The sequence below is a fragment of the Eubacterium multiforme genome, from assembly GCF_030813415.1.
GTDB classification, from domain to species: domain Bacteria; phylum Bacillota; class Clostridia; order Clostridiales; family Clostridiaceae; genus Clostridium; species Clostridium multiforme.
Map to the genome: position 1 here is coordinate 40,335 of NZ_JAUSUF010000002.1, position 16,118 is coordinate 56,452.

Sequence of the window (16,118 nt, forward strand, 5' to 3'; positions counted from 1 at the left end):
ATGGGAAATCCAGCGAGAAAAACATATAGAGCAAAGAGAGATTCAAGAAGAGCTCAAACTTTTAAGGCGAGCTTACCAGGAATAGTTGAATGTCCACAATGTCACGAAATGAAGCTAGCTCACAGAGTTTGCAAGAACTGTGGATACTATAAGGGTAAAGAAGTAACATCTTCAGAAGAATAAAAGAAAGTCATTTGACTTTCTTTTCTTTATATATAGAGAAAAAGAGGTGAACTAAATGAAAATTGCAATAGATGGAATGGGTGGAGATAATGCACCAATGGCAGTAGTTCAAGGTGTAGTTGATGCTGTAAAAGAATACAGTGACATTGAAATGTATATAACAGGACCAAAGGATAAAATAGAAGAAGAACTAAAAAAATATACTTATCCAGAGGAAAGAGTTACTGTAATTGATGCAAATGAAGTAATAACAACAAATGAACATCCAGTTATGGCTCTTAGAAGAAAAAAAGATTCAAGTATTGTAAAAGCTTTAAATTTAGTTAAGTCTGGAGAATGCGATGGAATTATATCAGCTGGAAGTACAGGAGCATTTTTAGCAGGCTGTACTCTTATTGTAGGTAGAATTAAAGGAGTGGAAAGACCAGCTTTAGCTCCAATTATGCCTGGAAGACGAGGAAGTTTTATGATAGTAGATGCTGGAGCTAATGTTGATTGTAAGCCTAATTACCTTGTTCAATTTGCTAAAATGGGAAAAATATACTATGAAAGTGTATTTAATAAAGAAAATCCATCAGTAGGATTAATAAACATTGGTGCTGAAGAAGAAAAAGGAAATGATCTTACAAAGGCAACATATAAACTTTTAAAAGAAGAAAGTTTTAATTTTGTTGGAAACATTGAGCCTAGAGAAATTCCAACTGGAGATACAAATGTATTAGTTTGTGATGGATTTGTAGGAAATACTGCCCTTAAACTTTACGAAGGAGCTGCAAAAAATTTACTTGGAATAATTAAAGATGAAATAATGGGAGCTGCATTTATACCTAAATTAGGAGCTGCATTACTTAAACCTGTATTTAAGTCCCTTATGGTTAAATTTGATTATAAAGAAGTTGGTGGAGCACCATTTTTAGGAGTAGATGGTATTTGTATTAAAGCACATGGAAGTTCAGATGGAAGAGCTTTTAAAAATGCAATAAAACAAACTATAATATTCCATAAAGGTAAAGTAATAGAAAAAATAAAAGCAGAAATAGGACAAAATAATTAAAATTTATTATTGTAGAATATTGACTGTCTATTTAATATATAATATTATCTAAGGGAAGGATTTAGGAGGTGATAATATGTTTGAAAAAATTCAAGAAATTATAGCAGAGAAATTAAGCATAGATGCTAGTGAAGTTACACCAGATGCATCTTTTATTGATGATTTAAATGCAGATTCACTAGATATAGTAGAATTAATAATGGCATTAGAAGATGAATTAGATATGGAAATTCCAGATGAAGATGTTGAGGGATTCAAAACTGTTGGAGATGTCGTAGAATACGTAAAAAACCATGTTGAAGAGTAGTAAAATCCCGCTAAATTTGCGGGATTTTATATTTTAAAATTAAATAGTTTATTCTTGAATTTGTTTACCTAAAGCAAACTGAAGAATAAACTTAGAGGAGTGTATAAAAATGAGTAAATTAAAGTTAAAAGAATTTGAAAGCTCACTTGGAGTGAGTTTCACCAATCTAAGTTATTTAAAGATCGCAATGACCCATAGTTCTTTTGCAAATCAATATAAAGATACTGAATATAATGAAAGATTAGAATTTTTAGGGGATTCTGTACTTCAATTATGTATAACTGAGTATTTATTTATTAATTATAAGGATAAGGCAGAAGGGGAATTAACGAAGATTAGGAGTCTTATTGTATGTGAAAATTCTTTATTTGAAATAGCTAAGAGATTAAACTTAGGTACTTTCATTAGAATGAGTAAAGGAGAGGAACTTACAGGAGGAAGAAAGAGAACTTCAATTCAAGCTGATGCAGTAGAAGCTGTAATAGCTGCTATATATTTAGATAAAGGATTAGAGTTTACTAGAGAATTTATTTTAAATCAATTTAAAGATATAATAGATAGAGCTATAGAAAATAAAATTATTTTAGATTTTAAGACAAAGCTTCAAGAACATCTCCAAAAAAATGGAGAAGTAAACATAATATATGACTTAGTAAAGTTTGAAGGACCACCTCATAGAAGAAAATTCTTCACTAAAGTAATTATAAATGGTGAATGTATGGGAGAAGGGGAAGGATATTCTAAAAAAGAAGCAGAACAGGCATCAGCAAAGCAAGCTTTACAGAGGATGGGGGCAATAGATGAGTAAAGAACATTACATTATACCTATATTTGTTCCACATGAGGGGTGTCCTCATAATTGTGTATTCTGTAATCAAGACAGAATAACTGGAGTTAAAGATAAGGTAGATGCTAGAAAGGTTCAAAATATTATTGAAGAATATTTTGAAACTATAGAAAATAAAGAGGCTGTTATAGAAGTATCTTTCTTTGGAGGAACTTTTACAGCTATAAAAGAAGAGAAGCAAAGAGAGCTACTAGAAGTTGCTAAAAGATATAAAGATATGGGAATAGTAAAAAAGATTAGAATGTCTACAAGACCTGATTATATAAATGACTATATATTAAGTTATTTAAAGGATTATAGTGTAGATATAATAGAACTTGGTATACAATCTTTAGATGATGAGGTATTAGTAGCTGCTGGAAGAGGACATACAGTTTTAGATGCTCTTAATGCATCAAAACTTATAAAGGAGTATGGAATAACCTTAGGGCATCAATTAATGCCTGGACTTCCAAAATCAGATCCAGAAAAGGATATAAAAAGTGCAATGGATTCTTTAAAAATGAAACCTGATATTGTAAGAATATATCCATCCCTTGTTATAAAGGATACTCCTATGGAAAAAATGTATTTAATGGGAGATTATAATCCTTATACATTAGAAACAGCTGTAGAGGTAAGTAAAAAGATATATAATATATTTAATGAGGCTGGTGTAAATGTTATAAGAATAGGTCTTCAGCCAACAGATACAATAAATACTGGTAAAGATATAGTAGATGGACCTTTCCATCCAGCTTTTAGAGAACTTGTTGAAAGTAGTTTAATTGCAGATAAAATAAAAAAAGAAATTAATAAAGATGAAATTTGTACTATTTTAATTAATAACAGAGATTTAAGTAAGCTTTATGCTAACAAAAAAGTATACTTTAATAAACTTAAAGATGCTGGTTATAATTTAAAGGTACAAGTAACAGATAATGTGAATAGAGGAAAAATAATTCTTAAAGGGAAATACGAAAAAGAGATAATGATATAAAAAGAAAGCGAGAGGAAACTCTCGTTTTGTGCCATTATTATTAATTATTCAATATAATTTTAAATTAGAGGTGATTTATGTGAGAAAAAAGACTAGAGAAAAAGTGCAAGTTGCCCTTGCTATATTCTTAGTTTTAGTATTTTTAGTAACCTTAATACCGATATTTTTATAATGTAGGGAGTGGAGTGCTTGTTTTTAAAATCTTTAGAACTTAGAGGATTTAAATCCTTTGCTGATAAAACAGAGTTTAAATTTAAAAAAGGTGTTACAGCAGTTGTAGGACCTAATGGTAGTGGGAAAAGTAATATTTCAGATGCTGTAAGATGGGTTCTTGGCGAACAGAGTGTAAAAACTCTTAGAGGTGGAAAAATGGAAGATGTAATTTTTTCAGGTACTCAATATAGAAAGCCAGTTGGACTAGCTCAAGTATCTATTACATTAGATAATTCAGATGAAACTTTATCAACTGATTATAACGAGGTAAAAGTAACTAGAAGAATATTTAGATCAGGAGAAACAGAATATTTATTAAATAATAATAAATGCAGACTTAAAGATATAATAAATCTTTTTATGGATACAGGTATTGGTAAGGAAGGTTATTCACTTATTGGACAAGGTAAGATTGAAGCTATATTAAGTGGTAAAGCGGAAGATAGAAGAGCCTTATTAGAAGAAGCTGCTGGAATTGTTAAGTATAAATATAGAAAAAATGAAGCAGAAAAAAAGCTATCTAATACAGATGACAATCTAGTAAGAATAAGAGATATAATTTCAACTTACGAGGAAAGATTGGAACCTTTAAGTGTTGAAAGGGAAAAAGCATTAAAATTTAAGGATTTATCTAATGAATTAAAGGAAAAGGAAGTTTCTTTAATAGTAAATACTATTAAAACTGTAGAAAAAGATTTAAATGTTTTTAATGAAGATTTAAATAAAAGAGTTAAAGAAATAAATTCTAAAAAAGAAGAATTAAAATTAAAAAGAGAAGTTTTAAAAAACATAGAAGGAAAACTTGAGGAATTAGAAAGAAAAACAACAGATAAGAAGCTTGAGTATTTTAAGAAAAAAGAAGATATAACAAAATCTAATAGTGATATTGAACTTTTTAATGAAAGAATAAAAAATTTAAATAATATTCTAGAAAAAAATAAGTTTGAAGAATATGGGATTAATAATAAAGTTATAGATTTACATAAAGAGAAAGAAATATTACAAAAAGAATTATTAAATAAAAGAGAAGAAGAAAAAAATAGAGAAGAAGAGATTTCTAAACTAGAAGAAGAGGGCAAAGCTTTAAATCTAAAAATAAATACTTTAGAATATGAGCTTAAAACTTTAAAAAACAGTGAATTAGAATTATTAAGAGGAAATTCTAACATAAAAAATAAAATAACTGAAATAAACAGTTCTATAAAAGGAAAAGAAGAAAGAAAAGATAGAATAGATGTATCTTTTAGAAATATTGATAGTAATATAAAATTAAATAGAGCTAGTGCTAATGGTTTAACATTAAAAATTGAATCAGAAGAGAAAGAATTTGAACTTTTAAAAGAAAAGCTTTATTTAAGTAAGCAAAAGTTAGGAAAACTTAATAATATATTTTCAAAGAAAGAAAATGAAATAAAGACTGCAAATATTGCTTTAAGTAGATTATAAGCTAATAAGACAATGCTTGAAGATCTTGAAAATCAATATGAAGGATATAATAGATCTTTAAAAAATTTAATGGATAGTGTCTCTAAAAAATTAACTCCTCACACAGAAGGAATTGAAGTTCTTGGAGAAATATTTGAAGTTCCAAAAGGATATGAAACTGCAATAGAAACTTCATTAGGATCTGCTATTTCAAATGTAATTACAGAAACTGAGAATATTGCAAAAGATTTAATTAGTTATTTAAAGAAAAATAAATTAGGTAGAATTACCTTTCTTCCTCTTAACATAATAAATGGTAAGAAAATAATTGTTGATAATAGAGTTAAGGAAATAGAGGGATATTTAGGAATCGCATCTGAAATAGTTAAATTTGATAATAAATATACAAAAATAATGGACTATTCCTTAGGAAGAACTTTAATTTGTACTAATATGGATAGTGCCTTTAAAATTGCAAAGATAACTAATTATAGAAATAGAATTGTAACTTTAGAGGGAGAAGTTTTAAATGCTGGTGGTGCCTTAACTGGAGGTAGCATAAAAGGAAAAACTTCAAATATATTAAGTAGAAAAAGAGAAATTGAAGATCTTGAAAAAAGAATTTCAACTGGAAAAGAAACAATTAATAACCTTTCATCAGAAATAGAAAAAATAAAGGATGAAAGAAAAAATATTGATGAAACGATACTAAATTATACAGATAAAGTCCATGAAATAAAAATAGAGATAGTTACAAATAAAAATGAATTATCAAATTTAGAAAATGAAATAAGAAAGTTAAGAGGTAATTTAAATTCTTTAGAGGGTGAAAAGAAACTTTTAGATGAAGAAATATTATCTTTAAAGGAAAAGTTAAAGGAACATGAAGGTAACCTTAATAAATTAACAGATGAAAATTCATTAAATAAAGAGAGAGCCATTGAACTTGAAAATATTATTGAAAGAGAAAAGGGATATATTGAAGAGTGCAAAGGCAAATTAACAGATGCAAGAGTAAGAAAGGCATCTACAGATGCATCTATTCAAAATATAACAAATGAAATTTTAAGAAAAGATAATGAACTTAAAGAAGGAAATCTAAAACTTCAAAAAATAAAAAAGGAAAATGAAGAAGCTTTAGACGGAATAGATAAAAGTAAAGAGGGCATAGAAGAAAAAAACAAAAGTATAGAAGAAAATTCTAAAAGAATACTTGTACTTGAAGAAATATTTAAAGAAGATGAAATAAATAAAGCAACTTTCAAAGAAGAGTTTAGAAAAATTGATAGTTTAATTATGGATATGAGAGAAATAATAAATAAGGAAGAGGGAGAACTTAATAAAAGAGAAATTCTTAAAGCTAAAAGTGAAATGGAAATAGAAAACTATTATAAGAAACTTAATGAGGAACTTGATTTAACTTATCAAGAAGCATTAGAAATAGCAAAACCTATTGAAAACTTAGTAGCTTTTAAAGAAAATGTAAGTTCTATTAAGAGAAGAATATCTGCCCTTGGAACAGTAAATCTTGCCTCTATAGCAGAGTATGAAGAAGTTAGTGAAAAATATAAATTTATGACTTCACAGGAAGAGGATTTAGAAAAGGCAAAGGAAGAACTTATTTCTGTTATTTCCGAAATGACATCAAAGATGAAAGTTTTATTTAATGATAATTTTAAAATATTAAATAAAAACTTTAATGAAACTTTTAGAGAATTATTTAAAGGTGGAAGTGCTGAACTTATTCTAGGAGAAGGGGATGAGCTTACTTGTAATATTGAAATAAATGTTATGCCCCCTGGAAAGAAGCTTCAAAATATAAATTTAATGTCTGGTGGTGAAAAGGTATTATCTGCAATAGCATTACTTTTTGGAATATTAAAGATGAAACCAACTCCATTTTGTATATTAGATGAAATTGAAGCTGCATTAGATGATTCAAATGTTTATAGATATGCAGAATTCTTAAAGAAGTTTTCAGATAAAAATATTCAGTTTATAGTAATTACTCATAGAAAAGGTACTATGGAAGTAAGTGATATAATGTATGGAATTACAATGGAGGAAAAAGGAATTTCTAAGGTTGTATCTGTTGATTTAACTAAATAAAGGTTTAGAAGTGGAGGACTTAAAATGTTTGGAAAGTTATTTGAAAAATTAAAAACAGGATTAAGTAAGACTAGAGATGGCTTACAAGATAAAATTAATGAGGCTTTAAATTTAGCTGTAACTATTGATGATGATTTATATGAAGAATTAGAAGAGATATTAATAATTTCAGATATTGGAATGGATACAACTGTTGAAATTATAGATAGATTAAAAGTTAAAATTAGAAAAGAGAAAATAAATGATCCTCAAATGGTAAAACCAGCTCTTAAAGAAGTAATAAGAGATATGCTTTTAGAGGGAGATAAAGAAGAGGAAGAAGATAATAAAAAAGAAGTTTTACTTGTAATTGGAGTAAATGGTGTAGGTAAAACAACATCAATTGGAAAACTTGCAGCTAAAAATAAACAAGAAGGCAAGAAAGTTTTACTTGCAGCAGCAGATACATTTAGAGCAGCAGCTATTGATCAGCTTGAAGTTTGGAGTGAAAGAGCTCATGTTGATATAGTAAAACAAAGTGAAGGTTCAGATCCAGCAGCAGTTGTTTTTGATGCAGTTAAGGCAGCACAAGCTAGAAACGTAGATGTTTTAATTTGTGATACAGCAGGAAGACTTCACAATAAGAAAAATTTAATGAATGAACTTTCAAAAATAAATAGAATAATAGATAGAGAATATAAGGATGCTAAAAAGCAAACTCTTCTTGTTTTAGATGGAACAACAGGACAAAATGCAGTTATTCAAGCTAAACAATTTATGGAGGCTTGCCCTATTGATGGAATCATATTAACAAAGTTAGATGGTACTGCAAAGGGTGGAGTTGTTATATCAATAAAACAATCTCTTAACATACCAGTTAAATACATTGGTGTTGGTGAAGGTATAGATGATCTTCAAAAATTTGATGCAGAAAGTTTTGCAGAAGCATTATTTTAAAAATTTTTAAGGTGTTAAGTAAAAATACTTGACACCTTAAAATATATCTGTTATTATCTCTTTTGTGGGTAAGGTGATTATATGATGGAAGATAGGGTTGAGATTTCATTATTAATGGATTTTTACAAACCATTATTAACTGAAAAACAAAGGAATATCATGGAGCTTTATTTTGAAGATGACTTATCCTTAGCTGAAATTGCTGAATTAAACAACACAAGTCGTCAGGCCATTCATGATTTGCTTAAAAGATGTTATAAACAACTTTTAACCTATGAGAGTAAATTAAATTTACTTCAAAAGAGTATAAATCGGGAAGAAAAAATTATAAAACTTCTAAAAAACTTTAAGAAAAAGTATTCTATTTCTGATAAAGAATGTGATATGCTAAAGAAAGAACTAGAAGATTTATAACATTAGGAGGTTTAATATGGCTTTTGAGGGATTATCAGAAAAGCTTCAAAATACCTTTAAGAAATTAAGAGGTAAGGGTAAGCTTAATGAAAAAGATATTAAAGAAGCTATGAGGGAAGTAAAACTTGCTTTATTAGAAGCTGATGTTAACTATAAAGTAGTAAAAAAGTTTGTTAAAAGTGTTGGAGAAAAATGCGTTGGAAGTAATGTGTTAGAAAGCTTGACACCAGGACAACAAGTTATTAAAATAGTTAACGATGAACTTACTGAACTTATGGGGGGAAGCGAAAGTAAAATAAATTATTCAAGCAGTGGAACTACAGTAATAATGCTTGTAGGACTTCAAGGGGCTGGTAAAACTACAATGTGTGGTAAACTAGCACTAAACCTTAGAAAGAATAATAAAAAACCGCTTCTTGTAGCATGTGATATTTATAGACCTGCAGCTATTAAGCAATTACAAGTTGTAGGAAAGCAAATAGATATACCAGTTTTCTCTATGGGAGATAAAGAAAAGGCAGTTAATATTGCAAAGGCTGGTATAAAATATGCAAAAGATAATGGGAATAACGTAGTTATTATAGATACAGCCGGAAGACTACATATAGATGAAGGCTTAATGGAAGAACTAAAAGATGTAAAGGAAGCTGTAAATCCTTCAGAGATTTTACTTGTAGTAGATTCTATGACAGGACAAGATGCAGTTAATGTTGCAGAAAGTTTTAATAGTGACCTTGATTTATCAGGAGTTATTTTAACTAAACTTGATGGTGATACAAGAGGTGGAGCTGCACTTTCAATTAGATCTATAACTGAAAAACCAATAAAGTTTATTGGTGTTGGTGAAAAGATGAGCGATTTTGAAGTATTCCATCCAGATAGAATGGCATCAAGAATACTTGGAATGGGAGATGTATTGTCTCTTATTGAAAAGGCACAATCTGCAATTAATGAAGAAGAAGCAGCTGATTTTACTAAAAAAATGATGGGTCAAGGTCTTAATTTTGAAGATTACTTAACAGCAATGGAACAAATGAAGAAACTTGGACCACTAAATAAGCTAATGGAGATGATTCCAGGTGCTAATTCAAAAGAATTAAAAGGAATTGACTTTGACCAAGGGCAAAAGCAAATGGAAAAAGTTAAGGCAGTAATTCTTTCAATGACAGCAAAAGAAAGAAAGAATCCATCCCTTGTAATTAACAATTCTTCAAGAAAGAAGAGAATTGCTAAGGGTTCAGGATCAACAATCCAAGATGTTAATAAACTTATTAAAGGTTATGAAATGATGAAAAAGAACATGAAACAAATGAAGTCACTTCAAAAGGGAGGCAAAAAAGGTCTCTTTGGAAAAATGCCCTTTATGAGTTAATATAATTATTATTTAAAGGAGGTGAAATTAAAAATGGCAGTAAAGATAAGATTAAGAAGAATGGGAGCTAAAAAAGCACCTTTCTATAGAGTAGTTGTTGCTGATTCAAGAAGCCCAAGAGATGGTAGATTCATCGAAGAAATCGGATTCTACAATCCAATTTCAGAACCAGCTGAAATAAAAATCAACGAAGAAAAAGCTAACAAATGGCTTCAAAATGGTGCTCAACCAACAGAAGTTGTTAAGAAGCTTTTCGTAAAGGCAGGCCTAAACAAGTAATTTTAGGAGGTGAGTACTGCAAATAGTACATAAACTAAATGCAGGACACTTATGAAAGAATTAGTTGAAGTAATAGCTAAATCTCTTGTGGATAAACCTGATGAAGTTAAAGTAAATGAAATTGCAGGTGAGCAATCAATTATACTAGAACTTAGGGTTGCACCAGAAGATATGGGAAAAGTTATTGGAAAACAGGGAAGAATAGCAAAAGCTATTAGAACCGTAGTAAAGGCTGCAGCAATAAAAGAAGAAAAAAGAGTAGTAGTTGAAATTATTTAGAAGAGTTAGGCCTGTCCTAACTCTTTTTATATAAAGTTTAAAAATTGTAATATAGAAAATTAAAAAATTTCATGTATTATAAAAGGATAAAGTAGTATTAGAAATTTTAAAAATGAGATAAAATAATAATATGTTTTTAGTTATTATAAAAAGAGGTGAATTTATTGGAAAATTTTTTTAGAGTAGGGAAAATAGTAAATACTCATGGATTAAAGGGAGAAGTTAAGGTTATGCCTTCCACTTCAGATGTTAATAATTTCAAAAGATATGGAACTGTTTTTATAGATGGTGTAGAAAGAGCTATTGAAGGAGTTAAGTTTCAAAAGGATAGAGTTATTTTAAAAATTGAAGGTATAAATTCTATTGATGATGCAGAAAAATATAAAAATAAATTATTAGAAGTGCCAAGGGAGAGAGAACCAGAACTTCCAGAGGATACTTTTTATGCAACAGATCTTATAGGAATTCACGTTTTTGATACAGAAGGAAAGGATCTTGGACCAATATATGATATTATAGAAACAAAAAATAATGATGTTTATTGGATAAGAGAGCCAAAGGAATTATTAATTCCAGTACTTAAAACAATAGTTTTAGATATAGATTTAGAAAATGAAAAAATTGTTATAAGACCTGTAGGAGAATGGCAAGATGAAGATTAGTATATTAACTTTATTTCCTGAAATGTTTTCTATATTTAATCATAGCATTATAGGAAAAGCAAAGGAAAAAGGAATTGTTGATATTGAATGTTTAAATATAAGAGACTTTACTAAAAATAAGCATAAAAAGGTTGATGATTATCCATATGGTGGTGGTGCTGGAATGGTTATGGCACCACAGCCAGTTATTGATACAATAAGGGAATGTAAAAAAAATAATAAAGGTAAAGTAGTTTTTTTAGGACCAAGAGGAAGAAAATTTAATCATTCAATATCAAAGGAACTTGCAAGAGAAGAAGAATTAATATTTTTATGTGGCCATTATGAAGGAATTGATGAAAGAATATATGATTATATAGATATGGAAATTTCCTTAGGAGATTTTATATTAACAGGTGGAGAGATGGCTGCAATTCCTATAATAGATTCTGTACTTAGATTAAAACCTGGTGTTTTAGGAAAAGAAGAAAGTTTTATGGAGGAGTCATTTTCTAATGGGCTTTTAGAGTATCCTCAATATACAAGACCTGAGGAATTTGAAGGTGCTAGAGTTCCTGATGTATTATTATCAGGTCATCATGAAAATATTAGAAAATGGAGACGAAAACAATCTTTAATAAGTACAAGAGAAAAAAGAAAAGATTTATTTAAAAAAATAGAACTTAATAAAGAAGATAAAAAATTGTTAAGAGATAGTAACAAATAAAATGTTGCAATAGGTAATATTTTGTGTTAAAATATGCTTTGTGCTAGTACGGGCGGTCCTCTTTCGGATTATAGCTTCGAAAAGAACGTCACATTAAGTTTAGGAGGGAATGCACAATGAACGAAATTTTAAGAGCAATAGAACAAGAACAAATCAGAACTGATTTACCAAGCTTTAATGTTGGAGATAACGTAAAGGTTCACCAATTAATAAAAGAAGGTAACAGAGAAAGAGTTCAAGTATTTGAAGGAACTGTTATAAAGAAACAAAACGGTGGTTTAAGAGAAACTTTTACTGTAAGAAGATTAGCTTATGGTACAGGTGTTGAAAAGACTTTCCCAATGAATGCACCAATGATCCAAAAGATCGAAGTGTCAAGAAGAGGTAAAGTAAGAAGAGCTAAGTTATTCTACTTAAGAGACAGAGTAGGTAAGGCTGCTAAGGTTAAAGAATTATTAAGATAATTAACCATAAAGAAGAGGCTTAGAATTAAGTCTCTTTTTTTTCTATAAATAGATTTTTAAATAATAAGGAGGTTTTTTATGGCAATTAATTGGTTTCCAGGGCATATGAAGAAAACTCAAAGAGAAATTAAAGAAAATTTAAAACTTGTAGATGCGGTTATTGAAATTAGAGATGCTAGAATTCCTAGAAGTTCTGCTAACCCAGATATAGATAAATTAGTTTTAGATAAGCCAAGACTAATTTTATTAAACAAAAGTGACTTAACAGAATCTAAAGTTACAAAGGAATGGATGAGAGAATTAACAAAAGATAATGTTATGGCAATGGAGGTAAATTGTTTAAAAGGAAGTGGCCTTCAAAAAATAAAACCAGCCCTTAATGAACTTTTAAAGGAAAAGCATGAAAGACTTAAAGGTAAGGGTTTAAAGGTAATTATGACTAGAGTTATGGTTGTTGGAATACCTAATGTAGGTAAATCTACCTTTATAAATAAAATGGCAAGGAATAATATAGCTAAAACAGGGGATAGACCTGGTGTAACTAAAGCTAAAAGATGGATAAAAACAGCAATGGATATAGAAATGCTAGATACTCCTGGAGTTTTATGGCCAAAATTTAAAGATGATGAAACAGCTTTAAATCTTGCTTTTACAGGAGCAATAAAAGATGAAATTATGGATGTTGAAGAGCTAGCTTATAAACTTGTTGAAAGACTTCAAGAATTTTATCCAGAAAAGTTAATGGAAAGATATAAAATAGATACTGTATATGAAAATCCATTAGAAACCCTTGATGCAATAGCTATAAAAAGAGGAGCTATAATGAAGGGAAAAGAAATAGATTATAATAGAATAGCAGTAATTTTATTAGATGAATTTAGAGGTGGAAAGATAGGTAATATATCTTTAGAAAGACCTTAATTTATCAAATTTGGAGGGGTTTTATGGAACTTCTAAATATGAATTTAGAAAATATGAGTTATAAGTCAATAAAGGAAGAGTTTGATAAAATAGAATTTGATTTTAATGATGAAAAAACATTGCTTTTAAGTAATATGCTATTATCTGATAAGAGAAAAAATGTTGAAGGATTAGGAAATAAAATATTAAAGGAAAAGAAAAAGCTAGAAGATGAAGTTGAAAGAGTTAAAAAAATGTATGATTTTGATAGAGGTTTTTCAAAGGGAAGACTTTTAGCTGGAGTAGATGAAGTTGGTAGAGGACCTTTAGCAGGTCCTATAGTATCAGCTGCTGTTATACTTGATTTAAATGTTATAGATGATGAAATGATATTTTATTTAAATGATTCTAAAAAGTTATCTGAAAAAAAGAGAGAAGAACTTTCAAAAATTATAAAGGAAAAGGCAATAGCCTACTGTATAAGTGAATGTTCTAATGATGAAATAGATGAAAAAGGTGTTGGCTTTTGCAATAATGAAGTATTCCTTAAAGGGGTATATGGACTTAGTAGTAAACCAAGTATTGTACTATCTGATGGATACACAGTTAAGGGAATTACTATAGAAAATAAATCAGTAATAAAAGGTGATACAAAAAGTGCATCAATTGCAGCAGCTTCAATTATTGCTAAAGTTTATAGAGATAATTTAATGAAGAAATTATCAGAAAAATATCCAGAGTATGGTTTTGAACATAATGTTGGATATGGAGCTAAAACACATATAGATGCAATAAAAAAATACGGAGCAACTCCTATTCATAGAATGAGTTTTTTAAGAAACATATTAGAAAAATAGTAATAACTAAAAATAGTTATTACTATTTTTTTATGTTTATGTTTTAGCTATTTTTTAGGTAAAACTTAGGAATAAATAGTATTTAATACTTTTGACATTAATAGATTTATATTAAATTATCTAAAAGCATCTTTTGTATGGATTAAATGATTTTTTGAGTTTTCATAGTTAAAATATATTTCTATAACGTCAAATCTAATAAAATAGTTACTAAAATTATTATTAATAAGAAAATATTTTGTTAATTTTTTTATGCTATTTTTCTTATAGTAATTAATAGATTCAATACCCCTTCCAAATTTTTTAGAATATCTGCTTTTTACTTCTACAAAAGATAAGATATTTTCTTTTGAACATATTATATCTATTTCTCCAAATCTATTAGAATAATTTCTTTTTATAATTTTATAACCTTCTCTAATTAAGTAGTCTGAAGCAATGTCTTCTCCATAATAACCAATATCTTTATTGTATTTTTTCAATATAAACACCTCTAAAATAATTATTGCCAAAAGTTGTATTAATAACTATAAAAATAAATAATTGATTAAAAAATTTTTTATGTGGTAATAATCCTCTATGAGGTGAATAAAAATGGCTGTAAATATAAAAAGTGCTACTAATATTGGAATAGATAGTTTGATAATAAATGTTGAAGTTGATATAACAAGTGGTATTCCATCCTTTGCTATAGTTGGCCTTGCAGATGCTGCTGTAAGGGAGGCAAAGGAGAGAGTTAGAACAGCAATTGTAAATTCAGGATTTGAGTTTCCTTTAGGAAGAATTGTTATAAATTTAGCTCCGGCAGATATTAAAAAAATAGGAAGCTTATTAGATTTACCTATAGCAATAGGAATATTAATGGAATCTAATCAAATTCCTAAGAAAGATTTAGAGGATTATTTATTAATAGGTGAGCTTTCTTTAGCTGGAGAACTTAAAAAAACTAGAGGAGCAATACCAATAATACTTAAAGGATTAGAATATAAAATTGAAAATTTTATTATGCCAAGGGCAAATATTTCTGAAGTTTTAGAAATAGAAGAAGGAAATTTGTATTTAGTAACTACATTAAAAGAAGGTATAGATTATATAATTTACAATGATATGTTACCTTTAGATTTTAATGAGGAACATAAAAATGAATCTTTACAAATGAAATATGATTTTAATTCTATAATAGGTCAATATTCATCAAAAAGAGCACTAGAAATTGCAGCTGCTGGTAGGCATAATATAGCTTTATTTGGAAATCCAGGAGCAGGTAAAACAATGCTTGCAAAATCTTTTCCATCAATATTGCCACCTCTTTCAAAAAAAGAAAAAATTGAAATTGCTAAAATATATTCAATATGTGGGATGATGGATACATACAAAAATATAAATATACCTTTTAGAGAACCTCACAGTACTATTACTAAGATAGCATTAATTGGTGGAGGGAAAGATATAAAGCCTGGAGAGATAACTCTTGCCCATAATGGAGTGTTATATTTAGACGAAGTATTGGAATTTAAAAAAGAAGTATTAGAAGTTTTAAGGCTTCCCTTGGAAGAGGGAGTAGTTAGAATAGATAGATTAAATGAAAAAGTAGAACTTTTAAGCGACTTCCAGCTTATAATTTCCTTTAATCCATGCCCCTGTGGGAAAATGTCAATAATAGATAAAGGCTCTGACAAATGTGAGTGTAGTGATTATGAAATAAGAAGGTATCAAAAAAGATTTTCAAAGGCACTTAAGGATAGAATAGATATGTTTAATTATGTTCCTTCATTAAAATTTGATGATTTAAAAGAAGGAGTTAATGGAGAAGATAGTAAAAAGATTAAGGAAAGAGTAATTAAAGCAAGGAGTTTACAAAAAGAAAGATTAAAGGGAAGCTCTTATAAATTTAATTCAGATATAAAAGGAAAAGACATATTTGAATTTTGTAAAATTTCTGAAAATGCAAGAAAACTTTTAGAAAATTATTTCAAAATGAATTCACCTTCATTAAGAGCATATGGAAAGGTTATAAAAGTTGCTCAAACTATTGCAGATATTGAACTTCAAGGTGAAATAAAAGAGGAGCATGTCCTTGAGGCAATAAGTTATAGAAAAGATGTTAATGGAGAAATAGTTTAATTAGAGAG

Annotated in this window: 17 protein-coding genes and 1 pseudogene; 17 read left to right on the forward strand and 1 reads right to left on the reverse strand. The window is 28.4% G+C overall.

Annotation, left to right across the window (positions count from 1 at the left end; translation table 11 throughout):
- The 16 genes and pseudogenes from rpmF to rnhB all read left to right on the forward strand — a co-directional run bounded on the left by rpmF (position 1) and on the right by rnhB (position 13,986).
- Complete coding sequence (gene rpmF / locus J2S18_RS04165; RefSeq protein ID WP_209795283.1) at positions 1-183, forward strand: 50S ribosomal protein L32; 183 nt, start codon at positions 1-3, stop codon at positions 181-183.
- Between the two features lie 55 nt (positions 184-238).
- Positions 239-1,237: a phosphate acyltransferase PlsX gene (gene plsX, locus J2S18_RS04170; RefSeq protein WP_307483633.1), complete on the forward strand. Its 999-nt coding sequence runs from the start codon at positions 239-241 to the stop codon at positions 1,235-1,237.
- 76 nt (positions 1,238-1,313) lie between these two features.
- Positions 1,314-1,544: an acyl carrier protein gene (gene acpP, locus J2S18_RS04175; RefSeq protein WP_209795281.1), complete on the forward strand. Its 231-nt coding sequence runs from the start codon at positions 1,314-1,316 to the stop codon at positions 1,542-1,544.
- Positions 1,545-1,653: 109 nt separating this feature from the next.
- A complete protein-coding gene (gene rnc, locus J2S18_RS04180) occupies positions 1,654-2,352 on the forward strand; it encodes a ribonuclease III (protein WP_307483636.1) in 699 nt (232 codons plus the stop codon).
- Positions 2,345-3,370, forward strand: a complete 1,026-nt coding sequence (locus J2S18_RS04185) for an elongator complex protein 3 (RefSeq protein WP_307483639.1) — start codon at positions 2,345-2,347, stop codon at positions 3,368-3,370. The genes rnc and J2S18_RS04185 overlap by 8 nt, the downstream gene beginning before the upstream one ends.
- A gap of 189 nt (positions 3,371-3,559) precedes the next feature.
- Positions 3,560-7,117 (forward strand): annotated as a pseudogene (smc, locus tag J2S18_RS04190) (chromosome segregation protein SMC).
- 24 nt (positions 7,118-7,141) lie between these two features.
- Positions 7,142-8,053, forward strand: coding sequence for a signal recognition particle-docking protein FtsY (gene ftsY / locus J2S18_RS04195; protein WP_307483642.1), 912 nt, complete (start codon positions 7,142-7,144; stop codon positions 8,051-8,053).
- A gap of 84 nt (positions 8,054-8,137) precedes the next feature.
- Entirely contained in the window at positions 8,138-8,467 is a 330-nt protein-coding gene (locus J2S18_RS04200) for a putative DNA-binding protein (protein ID WP_307483644.1), read from the forward strand.
- Positions 8,468-8,483: 16 nt separating this feature from the next.
- Positions 8,484-9,839, forward strand: coding sequence for a signal recognition particle protein (gene ffh, locus J2S18_RS04205; protein WP_307483649.1), 1,356 nt, complete (start codon positions 8,484-8,486; stop codon positions 9,837-9,839).
- A 33-nt stretch (positions 9,840-9,872) separates the two neighbouring features.
- The gene (gene rpsP, locus J2S18_RS04210; protein ID WP_307483653.1) at positions 9,873-10,118 is read left to right on the forward strand and encodes a 30S ribosomal protein S16; all 246 of its coding nucleotides are present in this window, start codon (positions 9,873-9,875) and stop codon (positions 10,116-10,118) included.
- A gap of 51 nt (positions 10,119-10,169) precedes the next feature.
- On the forward strand, positions 10,170-10,397 hold the full coding sequence (locus tag J2S18_RS04215) for a KH domain-containing protein (protein WP_307483655.1): 228 nt from the start codon (positions 10,170-10,172) through the stop codon (positions 10,395-10,397).
- Positions 10,398-10,561: 164 nt separating this feature from the next.
- Positions 10,562-11,059 carry a ribosome maturation factor RimM gene (gene rimM, locus J2S18_RS04220; RefSeq protein WP_307483658.1) on the forward strand — a complete coding sequence of 166 codons (498 nt, stop codon included), beginning with the start codon at positions 10,562-10,564 and terminating at the stop codon, positions 11,057-11,059.
- Positions 11,049-11,765, forward strand: a complete 717-nt coding sequence (trmD, locus tag J2S18_RS04225; protein WP_307483661.1) for a tRNA (guanosine(37)-N1)-methyltransferase TrmD — start codon at positions 11,049-11,051, stop codon at positions 11,763-11,765. Before rimM ends, trmD begins: the two co-directional genes overlap by 11 nt.
- Before the next feature lie 116 nt (positions 11,766-11,881).
- Positions 11,882-12,229, forward strand: coding sequence for a 50S ribosomal protein L19 (rplS, locus tag J2S18_RS04230; RefSeq protein ID WP_307483662.1), 348 nt, complete (start codon positions 11,882-11,884; stop codon positions 12,227-12,229).
- A gap of 78 nt (positions 12,230-12,307) precedes the next feature.
- Entirely contained in the window at positions 12,308-13,150 is an 843-nt protein-coding gene (gene ylqF / locus J2S18_RS04235) for a ribosome biogenesis GTPase YlqF (RefSeq protein WP_307483665.1), read from the forward strand.
- 23 nt (positions 13,151-13,173) lie between these two features.
- A complete protein-coding gene (gene rnhB / locus J2S18_RS04240) occupies positions 13,174-13,986 on the forward strand; it encodes a ribonuclease HII (RefSeq protein ID WP_307483668.1) in 813 nt (270 codons plus the stop codon).
- 116 nt (positions 13,987-14,102) lie between these two features.
- On the opposite strand, the gene J2S18_RS04245 is transcribed toward rnhB, so the two are convergent.
- Positions 14,103-14,477 carry a YraN family protein gene (locus J2S18_RS04245; RefSeq protein ID WP_307484625.1) on the reverse strand — a complete coding sequence of 125 codons (375 nt, stop codon included), beginning with the start codon at positions 14,475-14,477 and terminating at the stop codon, positions 14,103-14,105.
- Between the two features lie 103 nt (positions 14,478-14,580).
- On the opposite strand from J2S18_RS04245, the gene J2S18_RS04250 reads away from it, so the two are divergent.
- Complete coding sequence (locus tag J2S18_RS04250; RefSeq protein ID WP_307483671.1) at positions 14,581-16,110, forward strand: YifB family Mg chelatase-like AAA ATPase; 1,530 nt, start codon at positions 14,581-14,583, stop codon at positions 16,108-16,110.
- Positions 16,111-16,118: the final 8 nt, after the last annotated feature.

Coding starts and splice junctions, on each gene's coding strand:
- acpP (WP_209795281.1), top strand. CDS start 1,314: ATGTTTGAAAAAATTCAAGAAATTATAGCAGAGAAATTAAGCATAGAT.
- rnc (WP_307483636.1), top strand. CDS start 1,654: ATGAGTAAATTAAAGTTAAAAGAATTTGAAAGCTCACTTGGAGTGAGT.
- trmD (WP_307483661.1), top strand. CDS start 11,049: ATGAAGATTAGTATATTAACTTTATTTCCTGAAATGTTTTCTATATTT.
- J2S18_RS04185 (WP_307483639.1), top strand. CDS start 2,345: ATGAGTAAAGAACATTACATTATACCTATATTTGTTCCACATGAGGGG.
- plsX (WP_307483633.1), top strand. CDS start 239: ATGAAAATTGCAATAGATGGAATGGGTGGAGATAATGCACCAATGGCA.
- rpmF (WP_209795283.1), top strand. CDS start 1: ATGGGAAATCCAGCGAGAAAAACATATAGAGCAAAGAGAGATTCAAGA.
- J2S18_RS04250 (WP_307483671.1), top strand. CDS start 14,581: ATGGCTGTAAATATAAAAAGTGCTACTAATATTGGAATAGATAGTTTG.
- J2S18_RS04200 (WP_307483644.1), top strand. CDS start 8,138: ATGGAAGATAGGGTTGAGATTTCATTATTAATGGATTTTTACAAACCA.
- rplS (WP_307483662.1), top strand. CDS start 11,882: ATGAACGAAATTTTAAGAGCAATAGAACAAGAACAAATCAGAACTGAT.
- rnhB (WP_307483668.1), top strand. CDS start 13,174: ATGGAACTTCTAAATATGAATTTAGAAAATATGAGTTATAAGTCAATA.
- ffh (WP_307483649.1), top strand. CDS start 8,484: ATGGCTTTTGAGGGATTATCAGAAAAGCTTCAAAATACCTTTAAGAAA.
- ylqF (WP_307483665.1), top strand. CDS start 12,308: ATGGCAATTAATTGGTTTCCAGGGCATATGAAGAAAACTCAAAGAGAA.
- rpsP (WP_307483653.1), top strand. CDS start 9,873: ATGGCAGTAAAGATAAGATTAAGAAGAATGGGAGCTAAAAAAGCACCT.
- ftsY (WP_307483642.1), top strand. CDS start 7,142: ATGTTTGGAAAGTTATTTGAAAAATTAAAAACAGGATTAAGTAAGACT.
- J2S18_RS04215 (WP_307483655.1), top strand. CDS start 10,170: ATGAAAGAATTAGTTGAAGTAATAGCTAAATCTCTTGTGGATAAACCT.